Origin of the sequence: Xanthomonas hyacinthi (assembly GCF_009769165.1) — a bacterium.
Taxonomy (GTDB): domain Bacteria; phylum Pseudomonadota; class Gammaproteobacteria; order Xanthomonadales; family Xanthomonadaceae; genus Xanthomonas_A; species Xanthomonas_A hyacinthi.
Map to the genome: position 1 here is coordinate 1,635,608 of NZ_CP043476.1, position 15,929 is coordinate 1,651,536.

14 protein-coding genes and 1 pseudogene are annotated in these 15,929 nt (G+C 71.0%); 6 read left to right on the plus strand and 9 right to left on the minus strand.

All coding sequences use genetic code 11. From position 1 onward, the window contains the following. Positions 1 to 6: 6 nt before the first annotated feature. Both FZ025_RS07350 and FZ025_RS07355 read right to left on the minus strand, forming a co-directional pair. Positions 7 to 1,902 (minus strand): EAL domain-containing protein, encoded by a 1,896-nt coding sequence (locus tag FZ025_RS07350; RefSeq protein ID WP_104558416.1) that lies wholly within the window; start codon positions 1,900 to 1,902, stop codon positions 7 to 9. 41 nt (positions 1,903 to 1,943) lie between these two features. Then, positions 1,944 to 2,576, minus strand: a complete 633-nt coding sequence (locus FZ025_RS07355; RefSeq protein WP_046979431.1) for a DUF4126 domain-containing protein — start codon at positions 2,574 to 2,576, stop codon at positions 1,944 to 1,946. A 206-nt stretch (positions 2,577 to 2,782) separates the two neighbouring features. Between FZ025_RS07355 and FZ025_RS07360 the strand changes: the two genes are divergently transcribed. From FZ025_RS07360 to FZ025_RS07380, 5 genes are all read left to right on the plus strand, one after another. After that, on the plus strand, positions 2,783 to 3,517 hold the full coding sequence (locus tag FZ025_RS07360) for a DUF6776 family protein (protein ID WP_046979432.1): 735 nt from the start codon (positions 2,783 to 2,785) through the stop codon (positions 3,515 to 3,517). Between the two features lie 7 nt (positions 3,518 to 3,524). Further along, on the plus strand, positions 3,525 to 3,977 hold the full coding sequence (locus FZ025_RS07365) for a bactofilin family protein (RefSeq protein ID WP_046979433.1): 453 nt from the start codon (positions 3,525 to 3,527) through the stop codon (positions 3,975 to 3,977). Positions 3,978 to 4,008: 31 nt separating this feature from the next. Beyond that, the gene (gene erpA, locus FZ025_RS07370) at positions 4,009 to 4,395 is read left to right on the plus strand and encodes an iron-sulfur cluster insertion protein ErpA (protein WP_046979434.1); all 387 of its coding nucleotides are present in this window, start codon (positions 4,009 to 4,011) and stop codon (positions 4,393 to 4,395) included. Between the two features lie 48 nt (positions 4,396 to 4,443). After that, positions 4,444 to 5,376: an NAD(+) diphosphatase gene (nudC, locus tag FZ025_RS07375; protein WP_046979435.1), complete on the plus strand. Its 933-nt coding sequence runs from the start codon at positions 4,444 to 4,446 to the stop codon at positions 5,374 to 5,376. A 62-nt stretch (positions 5,377 to 5,438) separates the two neighbouring features. Beyond that, a complete protein-coding gene (locus tag FZ025_RS07380; protein ID WP_046979436.1) occupies positions 5,439 to 6,335 on the plus strand; it encodes a membrane protein in 897 nt (298 codons plus the stop codon). A 13-nt stretch (positions 6,336 to 6,348) separates the two neighbouring features. Here the strand turns inward: FZ025_RS07380 and FZ025_RS07385 are convergent, their stop codons facing one another. From FZ025_RS07385 to FZ025_RS07405, 5 genes and pseudogenes are all read right to left on the minus strand, one after another. After that, the gene (locus tag FZ025_RS07385) at positions 6,349 to 6,756 is read right to left on the minus strand and encodes a DUF2752 domain-containing protein (RefSeq protein WP_046979437.1); all 408 of its coding nucleotides are present in this window, start codon (positions 6,754 to 6,756) and stop codon (positions 6,349 to 6,351) included. Positions 6,757 to 6,761: 5 nt separating this feature from the next. Beyond that, positions 6,762 to 7,103 carry a CD225/dispanin family protein gene (locus FZ025_RS07390; RefSeq protein ID WP_046979438.1) on the minus strand — a complete coding sequence of 114 codons (342 nt, stop codon included), beginning with the start codon at positions 7,101 to 7,103 and terminating at the stop codon, positions 6,762 to 6,764. A 65-nt stretch (positions 7,104 to 7,168) separates the two neighbouring features. Next, positions 7,169 to 7,303, minus strand: a complete 135-nt coding sequence (locus FZ025_RS07395; protein WP_146093531.1) for a DUF2752 domain-containing protein — start codon at positions 7,301 to 7,303, stop codon at positions 7,169 to 7,171. Between the two features lie 210 nt (positions 7,304 to 7,513). Next, positions 7,514 to 9,436 (minus strand): MFS transporter, encoded by a 1,923-nt coding sequence (locus FZ025_RS07400; protein WP_046979439.1) that lies wholly within the window; start codon positions 9,434 to 9,436, stop codon positions 7,514 to 7,516. A 113-nt stretch (positions 9,437 to 9,549) separates the two neighbouring features. After that, positions 9,550 to 10,146, minus strand: a pseudogene (locus tag FZ025_RS07405) (LysR family transcriptional regulator); the annotation flags it as partial. 105 nt (positions 10,147 to 10,251) lie between these two features. On the opposite strand from FZ025_RS07405, the gene FZ025_RS07410 reads away from it, so the two are divergent. Next, complete coding sequence (locus FZ025_RS07410) at positions 10,252 to 11,463, plus strand: MFS transporter (protein WP_104558415.1); 1,212 nt, start codon at positions 10,252 to 10,254, stop codon at positions 11,461 to 11,463. On the opposite strand, the gene yccS is transcribed toward FZ025_RS07410, so the two are convergent. Then, positions 11,408 to 13,630, minus strand: a complete 2,223-nt coding sequence (gene yccS, locus FZ025_RS07415; protein WP_046979441.1) for a YccS family putative transporter — start codon at positions 13,628 to 13,630, stop codon at positions 11,408 to 11,410. The genes FZ025_RS07410 and yccS overlap by 56 nt on opposite strands. A 108-nt stretch (positions 13,631 to 13,738) precedes the next feature. After that, positions 13,739 to 15,832 carry a TonB-dependent siderophore receptor gene (locus FZ025_RS07420; RefSeq protein ID WP_046979442.1) on the minus strand — a complete coding sequence of 698 codons (2,094 nt, stop codon included), beginning with the start codon at positions 15,830 to 15,832 and terminating at the stop codon, positions 13,739 to 13,741. Positions 15,833 to 15,929: the final 97 nt, after the last annotated feature.

Consider the following 15,929-nt stretch of genomic DNA (forward strand, 5'->3'; position numbering starts at 1 on the left):
GCATCGCTACAGCACCGCGTTCTGGAAGTCGAAGTTCAGTTCGTCGCCGACCGACTGCACCAGGTTGCCCTGGATGAAATCGACCCCGCCCATCCACATCGCCGCGGCGGCCTGCGCTTCCTCGATCTGCTGGCCGATGATCAGCAGCCCGGCGCGGTGCGCCAGGTCGATCGCGGCGCGCAACTGGTCGCGCAGTTCGGCATCCGCATGCGCGTTGGCGAAGCGCGCGGACAGGCGCAGGTAGCCCAGCGGCAACTGGTTGAGCAGCGCCTCGGCCTCGGCGCCGGGTTCGAACTGGCTGAGGCAGAACTGCACGCCCAGCGGCATCAGCCGGGCGCAGAACTGCTGCAGCGTCACCGTGTGGATCAGCGCATCGTCCAGGCGCAGGTCGATCGCCAGCGAGGTGCCGGTGACGCCGCGGCGGCCGATCGCCTCGACCAGCCAGTCGGCGAAGGCGCCGCGCGCCAGCGTGCGCGAGGACTGCGATACGAACAGGCGCAGCGGCGGCAGCGCGTGCTGGTACAGGTGCAGCAGGCCGAGCGCGTGGTCCAGCACCTGCTGGTCGAGGTCGGCGATGCGCCCGCCGGCTTCGGCCGCGGGCAGCACCTGCGCGGCCGATAGCAGGGTGCCGTCGCGCTGGCGCAGGCGCAGCAGCACCTGGTACTGCGCGGTGTCGCCGCCGGCGACGGCGACGATCGGCTGATAGGCCGGCTCCAGCTGGCCTTCGAACATGGCGATGCGGCCCAGGTCCTCGTCCTCGCGCGGCGGCGCATACGCGGCCACGCCTTGCGGGTGCAGGCGGGCCTGCAGCGCGGTGCGCTCGACCGCCTCCAGCGCGCTGCCGGCGTCCTCGAAGCCCTGCGCCAGGTCGGCGTAGCCGATCGCGCAGCGCAGGTGCACCGCCTCGTCCTCGCGCAGCGGGAACGCATGGCTGGCCAGGGCTTCGCGCAAGGCCTGCGCGCGCAGCCGCAGTGCGTCCAGGTCGCGGTCCGCGGCCAGCAGCAGGAAGCTGTTGTCGTTGAGCCGGGCCAGCGGCTGCGGCGCGGTGACGCTGGCCAGGCGGCGTCCGGCCTGGGTCATCAGGCGTTCGAACGCGGCATAGCCGTAGCGTTCGCGCAGGCCCAGCGCGCTGGCGATCTCGATGAAGAACAGGCCGCCGCCGGCGCGCGCGCGCAGCGCATCGCCGAGTAGCTGCAGCACGTGGCTGCGGGTCGGCAGGCCGGTCTCGGGATTGTTCAGCGGCACGCTGTCGCTGTCGCTTCGCTGCGCCTGCTGGCGTGCGCGGCGGATGCGGTTGGAGACCGCGGCGATCAGGTGCCGCGGCCGGATCGGCTTGGTCAGGAAATCGTCGGCGCCGCTGTCCAGCACTTCGTATTGCAGCTCCGGATCCGGGTCGCCGGTCAGGAACACGATCGGCAGCAACTGGTGCTGCGGTTGCTGGCGGATCAGCGTGGTCAGGCGCATGCCGTCCAGGCCGGGCATGTGCAGGTCCATCAGGATCAGGTCGGGCCGGTACTCGGCGATCGCCTGCTGCACGCCTTCGGCCCGCATCTCCACCTGCGCCTGCATGCCGGCGCCATGCAGCACGCTCTGCGCGAACAAGGCCTGCGAGCGGTCGTCCTCGACGATCAGGATGCGGTACGGCGCGTCCAGCGGCGGCGGCGCGGCCGCGTCGCTGGACGCGCTGGGCGCGGCGGCAGCGGCCTGGTGGCCGCCGCTAGGGGCGGCGGATGCCGCGCCGTCCTCCGCGCTCGGCGCCAGGCCGGGCGCCGGCGCTGGCGCGTCGGGTGCGGCGTCGGCGGCCCAGCGCCGCCAGTAGTGCGGCGGCGGGGTCTCGGCACGGACATTGCGCGAGCGCGCTTCGTCGCGGCTGGAAAGCGGTGCGGTGTCTCTTGCGGCCATCGCGTCTTTATCCTGGTGCGCGCCCAATTATGCGATGAAGTTCACGAAGACGGCGAGCCATCTCGGCTCGGCCTGGCGACGGCGGCGTCTGCGGGTGGCGCCAGCAGGCGGCGCACGCCGCGCCACAGCCTGCGCCACACCCAGCACACCAGCAGCGCACCCAGCACACTCGCCCCGAGCAATACGACCAGCGCCAGCCACGGATGCACCAGGGCCAGCGCAAGCGTGGCCAGCACCACCGAATCCTCGCTCAGCGAGGCGATCCAGTTGCTGGCCGGTTCCGGCGAGGTGTTCAGCAAGGCGCGCGAACCGGCCTTCAGCACATGGCTGGTGAGCGCGACGCCGGCACCGGTGGCCAGCGCGCCGGCGCTCAGCTGGCCGTCCTGGGACAGCGTGGCGGCGGCCAGGAACGCACCGGCCGGGATCCGGGTCAGGGTCTGTAGCAGGTCCCAGACCGAATCCACGCCGGGAATCTTGTCGGCGAAGAACTCGGCCAGGGCCAGCGCGCCGGAGCTGCCGAGCACCCACCACGACGCGGTCGCCTGCAGCGCCGGCGGCAGCTGCAGCCAGCCGAACAGGCCGGCCACGCCGATCCCGAACACGGTCAGATAGACGCGGATGCCGGCCAGCCAGGCCAGCAGGATGCCGATTACGAACAGGTGGGCGTCGGTCATGGCGAGGCGCTCCCGCAGATGCGCGGATGGCGGCCACTATCGGTCAAGCGTGCAGCGAAGGCCAGCGCAGGGCGGGCGCGGCGGCTGGATGCGGCATGCTCGCGGCGGCGATGTCCGGCGCCGGTCAAACGCGTGGCTTACACTAGCCGGCCGACCGACCCCGCGAGGATCGACGCCGCTGCCGCCGCGGTGGCACGGCTTTGACGATGAACCGACCCGTCCCCCGTTTCCAGATCGTGCCCAACGGCGCCGCGCCACCGCGCGGAACCGGCCGGTGGCTGCTGATCGCCATCGTCTGGCTGCTGTCGCTGGGCGGGACCTGGTGGCTGGCCAGCCGCCAGGCCGCGCCGCAGCTGGGCGCGGTCAGGGCGCAACTGCGCGCGGCCGAGCGCAAGCTGCAGGCGCAGCAGCGGCAGATCGACACGCTGAACCAGCGCCAGGCCACGCTGGCGCGTTCCGACCAGATCAGCCGCGCCGCCAACAACCAAGTGCAGAGTTCGCTGGCCGAGCGCGACGAGGAGATCGCCGGGCTGCGCGCCGACGTGGCCTTCTACGAGCGCCTGGTCGGTGCGACCAGCCAGCGCAAGGGCCTGACCGTGCATTCGGCCGAGTTCTCGGCCGAGGCCGGCGGCACCTGGCACTACGACGTGGTGCTGACCCAGAACCTCAACCGCGGCGCGATCAGCCAGGGGCAGATGCGCCTGGCGGTGGAAGGCGTGCGCGGCGGCAAGCTGACCAGCGTGGGCTGGGACGAACTGCACCAGAAAAGCGGCGTGCCTGGGCATGACTATTCGTTCCGCTATTTCCAGCAGTTGGACGGCAGCGTGATCCTGCCCAGGGATTTCACCCCGCAGCGGGTGCGAGTATCGCTGTCCGGCGGGGGCGCGCCGGTCACCCAGAGTTTCGATTGGACACTGGCCGGCAACGGCAAAGGGGAGTAGGCAGCTTATGTTCGGAAGCAAGAGCGGTCGCAGCAGCGGCCAGACCGTGGTGGATACCCTGATCGGCGCGCAGGTGGTGATCCGGGGCGACCTGGTGTTCAGCGGCGGCCTGTACGTGGAAGGGCGCATCCTCGGCAAGGTGCTGGCCGAGGACGGCGCGCCGGCGACGCTGACCCTGTCCGAGCACGGCAGCATCGAGGGCGAGGTGCGCGCGCCGATCGTGGTCATCAACGGCCAGCTGATCGGCGACGTGCATGCCGCCGAGCGCGTGGAACTGGCGCCGAAGGCGCGGGTGCAGGGCAACGTGCACTACCAGGTGGTGGAGATGAACGCCGGCGCGCAGCTGACCGGGCGGCTGATCCATGTCGGCAGCATGGCCGCGCTGGCCCCGCCGGCGCCGTCGCACGAGGAAGCGCAGGCCGCGCCGGCGCAGCGCGCGCTGACCGCGGCCGACGCTTGATTCGGCTGCCGGCCGCCCCCATCCTGTCGCCATGAGCACTCTCGTTTCCCTGCCCAGCGCCGCGCCCGCGCCCGACTACCAGTCGCTGCAGCGGCCGCTGAACTTCACCCAGGCCGCCGCGGCCAAGGTGCGCGAGCTGATCGGCGAGGAAGGCAACGACGCGCTGGCGCTGCGCGTGTACATCCAGGGCGGCGGCTGTTCCGGTTTCCAGTACGGCTTCGAGTTCGACGAGAACCGCGCCGAGGACGACCTGTCGGTGCGCACCGACGACGTCACCCTGCTGGTCGACCCGTTGAGCCTGCAGTACCTGATGGGCGCGGAAGTGGATTACAGCGAAGGCCTGCACGGCGCGCAGTTCGTGATCCGCAATCCCAACGCCAAGACCACCTGCGGCTGCGGCAGCAGCTTCAGCGTGTAGACGCGCTGCGGCTTGCCGGATGCGCGGTTTGCCTGCACCCTGCGCCGCATGCCCGAACTGACGCCTGCTTCCTTCGCCTTCGCCGACGCGGTCGTCGACCGCGCCGACGCGCTGCGCAACGATCCGGCGGCGCTGCGCCGGATCTGGCCCGAGGCGCGCCTGCTGCTGCTCGATGCCGACGGCAACGCCTACGCCGATGCCGACGGCCGCGTGCTGCTGCTGACCGGCGCGGCCCTGGGCGACCCGATGGACCGCGCCATCTTCCTCGGCCTGTGCGCTGGCGATGCCTGGTTCGCGATGGCCGCCGCTGCGCTGGATCCGGACCTGGAGCCGCCGCAGCGCATGGACCTGCGCCGCGCCGCGGGCGAGTGGCCGGCCGCCGACGCCGGCCTGTTCGCCTACGCCCGCGGCATGCTCCACTGGCAGTCGCGCACCCGCTTCTGCGGCGTCTGCGGCGGCGCCATCGCGTTGCGCCGCGGCGGCTTCCTCGGCGTGTGCACGCAATGCGCCAGCGAACACTATCCGCGCGTGGATCCGGCGGTGATCGTGGCGGTCGGCGACGGCGCGCGACTGCTGCTGGGGCGCCAGGCGAGCTGGCCGGCGCGGCGCTATTCGGTGATCGCCGGCTTCGTCGAGCCGGGCGAGTCGCTGGAGCAGACCGTGGCGCGCGAAGTGGCCGAGGAGACCCAGGTGCGGGTGCGGCCCGGCAGCTGCCGCTATTACGGCGCGCAGCCCTGGCCGTTCCCCGGCGCGCTGATGCTCGGGTTCAGCGCCTTGGCCGAACCCGACGCGCCGCAGGTGGATGGCGAGCTGGAAGACGCACGCTGGTTCGAGCGCGCCGAGATCGGTGGCGCCCTGCAACGCGCGGCGGCGCAGGGCGACGGCGCCGACGACCGGCACGGCCTGCGCCTGCCGCCGCGGATCTCCATCGCGCACGCGCTGGTCGAGGACTGGTACCGCCGTGGCGGCGACCCCGCGTAGACCATACGGCCGCGTCGGCGTCCGCCGCCGCCCACGCTTCAGAACGGTCCCGGAGGACCAGCATGTTCACTACCCTCGTCGCTGTGATCGTCGCCCTGGTGCTGGGCCATGTCGCGCCCGGCATGGTGGCCTCGCTGCGCCGCTTCGACGCCTATGGCGACTGGCTGACGTGGCTGGATGCGCATGCCGGCGAGGGCAGCGGCTGGCGCGGCCGTTACGGCATCGCGCTGGCGCTGCTGCCGGCCTTGCTGCTGGTGGGCCTGCTGCAGTGGCTGCTCGCCGCGCCGCACCTGGGCCTGCTGGCGCTGCTGTTCGGGGTGCTGGTGCTGGCCTTCAGCTGGGGCCCGCGCGACCTGGATACCGATGTGGAAGCGGTGATCGAGGCCGACGATGCCGCCGCGCGCCGTGTCGCGGTCGCGCAGCTGCACGCCGACGGCGGGCCGCTGCGCGAGGATCCTGCCGGTCTGGTCGAGGCGGTGGCGTTCAGCGCGTTGCGGCGCTGGTTCGCGGTGCTGTTCTGGTTCCTGTTGCTGGGGCCGTTCGGTGCGCTCGGCTATCGCCTGCTGGCGCTGGCCGCAGGCGGGCCGTATGCGCCGCGGCTGCCGCTGGCCACCGCGCGCGGCGCGCGCACCGCGCTGGCCGCGATGGAATGGCCGGTGGCGCAGCTGATGACCTTCTCGCTGGCGCTGGTCGGCAATTTCGAGACCGTGTTCGGTGCCTGGCGCGCGAGCGGCGGCAATCGCTGGCGGCTGGACAGCGGTTTCCTCGGCCCGGTGGCCTGCGCCGGCGTGCGCGGCGAACTCGACGCGGAGGCGCACGACTACAGCGATGCCGGCATGGTGGTGCCGGTGCTGCGGCGCTTGCCGGAGCTGCGCGATGCGATGAGCCAGATCTGGCGGGTGCTGCTGCTGTGGCTGGTGGTGCTGGCGCTGCTGGTGATCGCCGGCTGGGTCAGCTGAGCCGCGCGCCTGGCTAGCCCGGCGCGAGCAGCGTGAACGGGAACCACGGCAGATTGCGCGCGATCCAGTAGCCGGGCAGCGCCAGCAGCCAGAAATTCGGCCGCGACACCAGCGCGACCACCGGCGCGAACCACGCCGCGCGCCAGCCCGCCTTCCACGCGATCAATCCCGGCAGCAGGGCCAGGCCCAGCATCGCCCCGGGATTCATCGCCAAGGCGCCGAGCGGATCCAGGTGCAGCAATGCGTGCAGGGCGCGGGTCATGCCGCAGCCGGGACAGGAGTAGCCGGTGAGCGCATGGAACAGGCACGGCGCGAACGGATTGCCCGCGGCATTGGGATCGAACCGGTACAGCAGCGCGCCGCCGGCCGCCGCGAGGGCGGTGGCGGCGCCGAGGCACGCCCGTTGTTGCCAGGCGCGCATGCCGATCAGCCCATGTGCTGCATCTGGTTCACGTATTCCATGTACTTCTGCATGCCACCGGTAGCGACCATGCCGATATTGGCCAGCAGGCCGACGATGGCCAGCGCGGTGGTCACCCAGCACCAGGTCTTGGCGGTGTTGGAGGCGCGTCGCGCGCCGTCCAGGTCGCCCTGGTTGAGCAGGCCGTTGACCTTGCTGGAGAACACGATGGCGACGATGCCGGGGATGATCGAGGGGCAGCACAGGCAGAAGCCGAGCACCGTGGCGATGATCGCCCAGGCCAGATGATTGGGTACTGCGCCGGGGATGGGGGCGGGCGGCGGCGTGACGGGGCTGATGGTGCTCATGTGGATCTCCTTGAGGGGTTATGCGCTGGGCATGGGGTGAAGTCTAGACGAGGTCGCCGGCGCGCTCAGCCCGGCGCCAGCCGGGTGAACGAAGGCCGCGGCCGGTTGCGCAGCACCGCGTCGCCGACATGCCGGCAGCGAGTGCTGCCGTGGCCGGGACAGGACACGTCGGTAAGCGTGTAGAACGGGCACGCGGGCATGCGCCTGCCGGACACGTTGGGATCGATCCGCCGCCGCCGCAGTGTGCGGGACGTAGATGCCCGCTCCGTTGGGCGGTGGTGGTGCCTGACTCACTGATCGATCCCTAAAATGGACGCCGCTGCAGCCGATGGCCGGAGTGCGCGGTCGCGCATGGCGTCTCCCCGGCGCCCAATCTACCTGAAGCGGCGTGTCCCGCGCATTCTGGAATTTCAGGCGGCGTCCCCGCGCAGCTGCCGCACCTGGGCTTCCAGCAACTCGGCGCTGGCCTCGGCGGCGGTCACCGGCGCGCCGGCGATCGCCTCCACATGTGCGCGGAACCGGCGCGGCACGCGCATGCGCCGCAGCCGCGAATCGCGCTTGCTCCACATGCTGGTCCACATGTTGCGCAGCGCCATCGGCAGCACCGGCACCGCGCGGCGCTCGACGATCTTCTCCACGCCCGACTTGAACTTGGCGATCTCGCCGTCCTTGGTCAATGCGCCCTCGGGGAAGATGCACACCAGCTCGCCCTCGGCCAGCGCCGCGTCGATCTCGTCGAAGGCGCGCTGCATCAGTGCCGGGTCCTCGCGCGCGCCGGCGATCGGGATCGCCTTGGCGGTGCGGAAGATCCAGCGCATCACCGGGATGTTGAAGATGCGGTAGTACATGACGAAGCGCACCGGACGCGGGATCGACGCGGCCAGCACCAGCGCGTCCATGTAGCTGACGTGGTTGCACACGATCAGCGCCGCGCCCTCGTCGGGCACATGCCGCTCGATGCCGTGCAGGCGCAGCCGGTACAGCGCGCGCACCATCACCCAGCTGAGGAAGCGCATCAGGAATTCGGGGACGATGCTGAAGATCCAGATCGCCACCACCGCGTTGGCGATGGCCAGCGCCAGGAACACCTGCGGAATGCTCAGCCCGGGCATCGGCACGTGCACGCCGAACAGGGTCAGCTGCCGCATCTGCAGCGCGATGCCGACCATCGCGGCGATGACGATGAACATCGAGTTCTGGATGTTGAGCCCGGCGATGACGCGCGACAGTTCCGCCTTGGGCGTGCGGCTCTGGATCAGCGCGAACAGCGGCACCACGAACAGGCCGGTGCACAGGCCGATGCCGACCAGGTCTCGCATGATCCGCCAGCTGCCGGCCTGGTGCACGAACTGGCCGATGCCCAGCCCGGCCTGCAGCGCGGCGCCGGGGCGGGCGAAGTACAGGTCGAGCATGAACGCGCTGATGCCGAACGCGCCCAGCGGCACCAGGCCGATTTCCACGGTGCGCCCGGACAGCTTCTCGCACAGCAGCGAGCCGCTGCCGGTGCCGATCGAGAACAGCGCCAGCGCGAAGATGTACAGGTCCTGCGCGCCGCCGAGGTTGAGTTCGGCGTAGGTCGGCAACTGCGCGGTCAGCACCGTGCCGATGAACCAGAACCAGGACACGCCGAGCACCGCGTTGCGCACCGCCAGCTGGCGCCGGGTCAGGCGCATGATCGCCAGCGACTCGGGCAGCGGATTCCAGTTGATCTTCAGCTCCGGCGCGCCGGCATCGACCTTGGGAATGAGCCGCGCGACCAGGTTGCCGGTGACCGCCAGCGCGATCACCGCGGTGGCCGCGGCGAGCGGGCCGTGGCTGCCGGCGATCTGGAAGATCAGCCCGCCCAGGATCATGCCGCACAGGATCGAGATCGAGGTGCCCATCTCGACCAGGCCGTTGCCGCCGGTCAGTTCCTCCGGCTTCAGCACCGACGGCAGGATCGAATATTTCACCGGGCCGAACAGGGTGGACTGCAGGCCGGTGCAGAACAGCGCGACCAGCAGCACCGCCATGTTCTCGGTCAGGAAGCCGACCGCGGCCAGCGACATGATCGCGATCTCCATCGTGGTGGTGATGACCACCAGCCGCGACTTCTCCAGCTTCTCGGCGATCTGCCCGGCCAGCGCGGAGAACAGGAAGTACGGCAGGATGAACAGCGCCGGCGCCAGGTTGGTGTACAGCGTGCGCTGCTCGGGGGTGACGCCCAGATAGAACAGCAGGCCGATGATCGCCTGCCGGTAGACGTTGTCGTTGAACGCGCCCAGCCCCTGGACCACGAAGAACGGCAGGAAGCGGCGCTGTTTCAGCAGGGCGAACTGGCTATGGCCGGACATGCAGGCTCCTTTGCGAACGCGCGCAGCCTAGCAGGTTCGTTGCGCGGCGGAGGCGGCGCCGCGGCCTGCATCGGCGACGTCGCGGGCAGCGGTGGACGGGTGCTGCCGTTTTGGAAGTGCGGCCATCGGCGCGTCCTCCAGTTCGTGCAGCGCCACCTCGGCGCGCGCGGCGACGCGGTTGCCGGGCGCGGCGATCAGCGCCAGCGGTTCTTCGTGCAGCAGCAGGCGCTGTGCGGGCAGGGCGACGTGCGGGCCGACCCCGATCAGGGCCACGTCCAGCCGGCCTTCGCCCAGGTCGAGCAGCAGCGCATCGCTCATGCCGGTGCGCAGGTGCACGTCCACCGCGCGGTGCGCGGCGCGGAAGCGGCGCAGCAGGGCCGGCACCTGCACCGTGGTCAGCGCGGAGATCTGGCCGATGTGCAGGCGCCCGCGCAGCGTGCCCAGCGCCTGCGCCATTTCCTCGTGCAGGCGTTCGGCCGCGCGCAGCGTGGCGTGGGCGTTGTGCAGGAATGCAGGAACACCTCGCCGGCGGCGGTCGGCCGCACCTGCCGCGCACCGCGCTCGAACAGGCGCGCGCCCAGCGCCTGCTCGATCTTGGCGATCTGGTGGCTCAGCGCCGATTGCACCGTATGGCAGCGGCGCGCGGCGGCGGTGAAGCTGCCTTCCGCGGCCACCGCGACGGCGAATTCGAGCTGGCGCAGGGTCAGCATGGCATCTCGAAAGAAGATGGGTCGGGTGAAAACAATACATTGGAAAGATCGATGGCGCCGCCCCAGACTGCCGCTCTTCCTTTCGCTCCGCCCTGGATTCCCCCCATGCAACCCTCCTCGCATCCGCCGCTGCATCGCGGCCTGGTGCTGCTGATGGCCGCGGCCACCGGGCTGGCGGTGGCCAGCAACTACTACGCGCAGCCGTTGCTGGAGGTGCTGGCGCAGACCTTCGCGATCGACGTGCGCAGCGCCGGCGCGGTGGTCACCACCGCGCAGCTGGCCTATGCCGCCGGCCTGCTGGTGCTGGTGCCGCTGGGCGACCGCGTCGAGCGCCGCAGCCTGATCGTCGGGCTGTACGCGCTCAGTGCGGTGGGCCTGCTGATCAGCGCGGCTTCGACCAGTTTCGCGCTGCTGCTGCTCGGCACCCTGGTCACCGGGCTCAGTTCGGTGGCCGCGCAGATCCTGGTGCCGTTCGCCGCCACCCTGGCCGCGCCGCACGAGCGCGGGCGGGTCATCGGCACGGTGATGAGCGGGCTGCTGCTCGGCATCCTGCTGGCACGCACCGTGTCCGGGCTGCTGGCCGGCGCCGGCGGCTGGCATACCGTGTACTGGGTGGCGGCCGTGCTGATCCTGCTGGTGGCGGCGCTGCTGTGGCGCGCGCTGCCGCGGCATCCGGGCAATCCGCAGTTGTCGTATCCGCAGCTGATCGGTTCGGTGCTGGCGCTGCTGCGCGACGAACCGCTGCTGCGTTCGCGGGCGATCCTGGGCGGGCTGATCTTCGCCGGCTTCAGCATGTTCTGGACCACGCTGGCGTTTCTGCTGTCCGGTCCCGACTACCGCTACGGCACCGCCACGATCGGCCTGTTCGGCCTGATCGGCGCCGCCGGCGCGTTCGCCGCCAACCTGTCGGGCAAGCTGTCCGACCGCGGCGCGGGGCACTGGGTGGGCTGGGGCGGGCTGGCCATGCTGCTGCTGGCGTGGCTGCTGCTGGCCGCCGCGCCGCATTCGCTGTGGCTGCTGATCGCCGGGGTGCTGCTGCTGGACGTGGCGGTGCAGGGCGTGCACATCGGCAACCAGCACGTGATCTACCAACTGGATCCGACGGCGCGCAACCGCATCACCTCCGCCTACATCACCTGCTACTTCATCGGCGGCGCGATCGGTTCCAGTCTCGGCACCGCCGCCTATGCCTACGCCGGCTGGCACGGGGTGGTGGCCGGCGGCGCGGCGCTGGCGCTGGCCGCGCTGCTGTGGATGGGTCTCAGCGTGCGGCCGGCACGGCAGCCGACGGCGCTGGCGTCGATGCCGGAGCGGTGACCGCATGCGCGGCGGCGCGCAGCTTGGGCAGCAGGCGCAGGGTCAGCGCCAACTGGTTGCGCACCAGCCGCCGCTTGGCCTCGTCCACGCCGTGCTCCTGTTCCAGCGCATCGACCATGGCCACCTCGGCCGTTTCGTCGGCCGGCGGTAGCGCCTGGCGCTGCGCCAGGGCATCGGCGATCGCGCCCAGGGTGTCCTGCAGGTAGCCGCCGGCGCGGTCGATGGCCGGATCGGCCTCGCCGGCCAGCGCGGCGCGGTGCGCGCCCAGCGCCGACAGGTAGCCGAGCAAGGTGTTGGACAGCGCCAGGAAACGGAAGCCCGCATCCAGGTTGCGGCGGTAGCGGCCAGGCTCGCGCAGCATATTGGACAGCGCCACCGACAGCGCCGCGTCGGCGTTGTGCATGTCGCGCCGGGCGATGCGGTACGGCAGGTCGTCGCGCATGCCGCTGCGGTACTGCTCCAGCACCTGCGCCAGGTAGCGCGCGCAGCTGGCCAGCACCGTCGCCATCACCTGGTTGAGGCGCCGGCCCTGCCAGTCGGGCAGGATCAGGAACGAGGCCGCCGCGGCGATCGCGCAGCCGATCAGGGTATCCACCAGGCGCGGCCAGATCAGCACGAAGCCGTCGCCGAGCAGGTTGAAGCAGAACAGCGCCATCACCGTGATCGCGGCGGTGGCCAGCATGTAGCGGTCGGTGCGGGTGACGAAGAACAGCAGCGCGCCGAACAGCGCGAACAGCAGCTGCAACTCGGTGCCGGGGAACAGCTGCATCAGCGCCCAGGTCGCGATCAGGCCGATCAGCGTGCCGGCGATGCGCTGCGCCAGGCGCAGCCGGGTGGCGCCGTAGTTGGGCCGGCACACGAAGGCGGTGGTGAGCAGGATCCAGTAGCCGTTGCTGGCGTGGATCGACTGCATGATGGCGTAGCCGACCACCAGCGCGATCGCCATGCGCAGCCCGTGCCGGAACAGCACCGAGCCCGGGGTGAGCTGCTGGCCGACGCGCACCAGCATCTCGCGCAAGGTGTGCGGCGAGGAGTCGCGCAGGCGGGTGTCGAGGGTGTCGCTGGTGGTGTCGGACTGCGCAGATTCGGACAGCCGCCGCTCGATGCTCTGCAGGTTGGTGACCAGCAGTTCCAGCGAGCCGAGCAGCCGCGCCTGGCGCGGATCGGCCTGCGCGTGCAGGAAATCCAGCGACTGGCGCAGGTCGGTGGTGGCCAGCTGGGTCTGTTCGCCGTATTCGAACGGATGGCGCAGCCGGATCGCCTCGCCCAGCGCCGCGCAGGCCTTGCCCTGCAGCGCCAGCAGGCGCTGGCAGCGGTACAGCACGTCGCTGTGGAAGAACGCGTCGGTCAGCGCTTCGTAGGGATAGTGCGAGGAGCTGGCGCGTTCGTGGAAATCCTGCGCCATGTAGTACAGCCGGAAGTACAGGCCGGACTGCACGCCGGGCCGGCCGGAGCGGCCGAAGCGGCTCATGATCGCGGTCTTGGCCGCGTTCAGCGCCGCCACCACCTGCGCGTTCTGCTCGGCCAGCGCCAGCCGCCGCGCATGCAGGTCGCTCTGCCGCACCGGTTCGAACAGCGCGGCCTTCAGCCGCAGGTAGCGGCCGAGTTCGAAGAACAGCCGCGACAGCCGTTCGCGCACCGGGCGGTTGGCGAACAGCAGGGTCCACAGGATCGACAGCAGCCCGTACCAGGCCGCGCCGAGCATCAACAGCGCGACACCGTGCCAGGCGCTGCCGCCGACGTAGCCGGCGCGGCCGCCATGGTCGATGCCGATCATCGCGTAGATCGCCAGCGCCACCGTGGCCTGGGCGATGGAGGCGTAGCGTTCGCCGAGCGCGCCGAGCAGGGTCAGGGCGAAGGTGGACAGCGCCATGCCGACGGCGAACGCCAGCGGATACGGGAACAGCAGCACCACCGCGGCGGCGGCGGCGGCGAAGCACAGCAGCGCCAGCAGCACCGACTTGATCCGGCCCAGCCAGTTGTCGTCGGTCTCGGCGATGGCGCTGGCGATGGCGCCGAGGAAGATCGCCGGCAGCGCGGTCAGTTGCTGCTGCTGCCAGCACACGCCCATCGCCACGCCCAGGGCGATGCACACGCGCAGCCCGTAGCTGGCCTTTTCATGGGCCCACAGGCGGCTGAGGCGCGATTCGATCGAGGATTTCGGCACGGCGACACGATAGCGTAACGATGGCCGCCATTATCGCCGTTGCGGTCGCCGCGCGCCGGCGCCGCGGCCGCGCCGGACAGGCCGGCCCCCGCGCTGCGCGGACGCCGCTCAGAAATCCAGCTTGGCGTTGAGCGCCAGCGTGCGCGAGGCGCCGGGCTGGATCGTGTAGCTGCTGCCCATCCAGTAGCGGCGGTCGAAGAGGTTGTCGATTTCCGCGCGCAGGGTCAGCGGGTGCAGCCTCCAGCTGGTGCGGTAGCTGGCGCCGAGGTTGCTGAGCAGGTAGCCGGGCGCGACCAGCGGGCTGCCCGGCAGCAGGCGCTTGGGACCGGTGGCGCGCAGGTCGACATGCAGCGACAGCGCCGGCAGCCGCGCCAGCGTATGTTCCAGCGACAGCGTGGCGGCCCTGCGCGCGAAGCCGCCCGGGCGCTTGCCGGCCAGCGCGGCGGAACTGCGCGCGTAGTCGGCATCCATCAGCAGCGCGCTGGCGGCGACGGTCCAGCCCTCGGTCGGATGCAGCTGCCCCTCCAGCTCCAGGCCCCGGTAGCGGATCTCGCCATCCTGCACGAACGTGTTGTCGGCGGTGACGTAGGTGGCGCCACGCTGCACGCGGAACGCGGCGGCAGCGGCGGACCAGGCGTCGCGCTCGATCTTGCCGCCGAGCTCGAGCTGCTTGCTCTTCAGCGGCGGCAGCACCGCATCGTGGTTGGCGTAGTTGCTGCCGACCACGTTGCCCTGCTCCAGCGACTCGACGTAGCTGGCGTACAGCGTGCTATCGGCGCGCGGCTTGAACAGCAGCGCCGCGGTCGGCGTGGCCGACGACTGCGCATAGCGCGAGCTGCGCGTGCCGTCGCTGTCGAAACTGCGTTGCAGGTAGTCGGTGTAGCGCAGGCCCAGCAGCACCGACCAGCGCGGGGTGAACGCGATGGTGTCGCTGACGAACGCCGCCCGCTGCAGGTAATCGCTGCTGCGATACACGCCGTCGCTGTCCGCCGGCGTCCATTGCAGGCGCTGCGGCCGGTACAGGTTGCCGGTGCCGCTCGCGATCCAGTTGCTGGAACGCGCCGCCCACACCTGTTGCTGCTGCCAGGAGAGGCCGGCGACCAGTTGGTGTTCCCAGGATCCGGTCGCGAAGCGGCCTTGCAGCAGCGCCTGGACCACGTCGAAGCGATTGAGGTTGTGCCCGGTGAAGGTGTTGTCGACGTAGTCGCCGTCCTGGTCGCTGAGGTAGAAGTATTCCTGGTTGAAGCGCTGGCCGGTGCGCAGCGCGCTGTAGTCCACGCGCAATTGCCAATCCGGCGCGAACTGCCACCGCAGGCCGCTGGCGGCATAGGCGGAGCGGGTGTTGCCGAACGCGGCGTCGGCGGCCAGCCCGGTGTCGCCATCGATCGCCCCCCGCAACAGCTTCGCGCCGCGCAGATAACTGACCGCGATGTACGGCATCGGGCGCTGGATGTAGCGCCGCTGGTAGATCAGTTCGGCGCTCAGGGTCAGGGTCTCGCTGAGCCTGGCAGCGAACGCGCCGGCCAGCGCCTGGCGATCCAGGCGCGAGCCGAAGTAGGTGTCGCCCCGCTCGCTGGAGGCGTTGAGCCGGTAGCCGAAGCGGTCGCCGTCGCCGAAGCGGCCGCCGGCATCGACATGCGCGCTGAACAAGCTGTCGGAGCGATAGCCCATGTCCACACTCAGCAGGCGCGTGTCGGTCGGCTGCTTGGTCACGTAGTTGACGATGCCGCCGGGCGCGCCGAAGCCGTACATGAAGCCGCTCGCGCCCTTGAGCAACTGCACTTGTTCGAACGCCTCCAGCGGCTGCTCCACGCCGAACGCGTAGAACGGCATGCCGTTGATCTTGTAGCTGTTGGACCAGTCCAGCGCCAGCCCGCGCACCTCCAGCAGCGAGGCCCACATGCCGTAGCTGTTGCCCACCGGCGAGATCGAGGCGGTGCCGAAGAAGGCCTGCCCGAGTCCGGCGACCTGCCGCTCTTCCAGCAGCGCACTGTCGGCGTTGGCGATGGAGAACGGCGTGTCCAGCAGCGTGCGCTCGCCGAGCGCGCGGGTGAGGTTGCGCTTGGGTTCGGCATGCACCTGCACCGCGTCCAGCTCGGTGGCTTGTTCGGCGGCTTGTCCAGTGGCGTCCTGGGCCCGCACCGCGGCCTGCGCCGCGATCGGCAACAACAGGATCAGCGCGAACGGCCAGCCGCCCGCCATGCCGCGATCGGCGACGGCGACATGGCCGCAAACGGGGCGCGCGGCGCCCGCTATGGGCCGCAATCGGGCAGGACGCAAGGAGCGAAGGCGCATGGGG

Coding starts and splice junctions, on each gene's coding strand:
- FZ025_RS07350 (WP_104558416.1), bottom strand. CDS start 1,902: ATGGCCGCAAGAGACACCGCACCGCTTTCCAGCCGCGACGAAGCGCGC.
- FZ025_RS07355 (WP_046979431.1), bottom strand. CDS start 2,576: ATGACCGACGCCCACCTGTTCGTAATCGGCATCCTGCTGGCCTGGCTG.
- FZ025_RS07360 (WP_046979432.1), top strand. CDS start 2,783: ATGAACCGACCCGTCCCCCGTTTCCAGATCGTGCCCAACGGCGCCGCG.
- FZ025_RS07365 (WP_046979433.1), top strand. CDS start 3,525: ATGTTCGGAAGCAAGAGCGGTCGCAGCAGCGGCCAGACCGTGGTGGAT.
- erpA (WP_046979434.1), top strand. CDS start 4,009: ATGAGCACTCTCGTTTCCCTGCCCAGCGCCGCGCCCGCGCCCGACTAC.
- nudC (WP_046979435.1), top strand. CDS start 4,444: ATGCCCGAACTGACGCCTGCTTCCTTCGCCTTCGCCGACGCGGTCGTC.
- FZ025_RS07380 (WP_046979436.1), top strand. CDS start 5,439: ATGTTCACTACCCTCGTCGCTGTGATCGTCGCCCTGGTGCTGGGCCAT.
- FZ025_RS07385 (WP_046979437.1), bottom strand. CDS start 6,756: ATGCGCGCCTGGCAACAACGGGCGTGCCTCGGCGCCGCCACCGCCCTC.
- FZ025_RS07390 (WP_046979438.1), bottom strand. CDS start 7,103: ATGAGCACCATCAGCCCCGTCACGCCGCCGCCCGCCCCCATCCCCGGC.
- FZ025_RS07395 (WP_146093531.1), bottom strand. CDS start 7,303: ATGCCCGCGTGCCCGTTCTACACGCTTACCGACGTGTCCTGTCCCGGC.
- FZ025_RS07400 (WP_046979439.1), bottom strand. CDS start 9,436: ATGTCCGGCCATAGCCAGTTCGCCCTGCTGAAACAGCGCCGCTTCCTG.
- FZ025_RS07410 (WP_104558415.1), top strand. CDS start 10,252: ATGCAACCCTCCTCGCATCCGCCGCTGCATCGCGGCCTGGTGCTGCTG.
- FZ025_RS07420 (WP_046979442.1), bottom strand. CDS start 15,832: ATGGCGGGCGGCTGGCCGTTCGCGCTGATCCTGTTGTTGCCGATCGCG.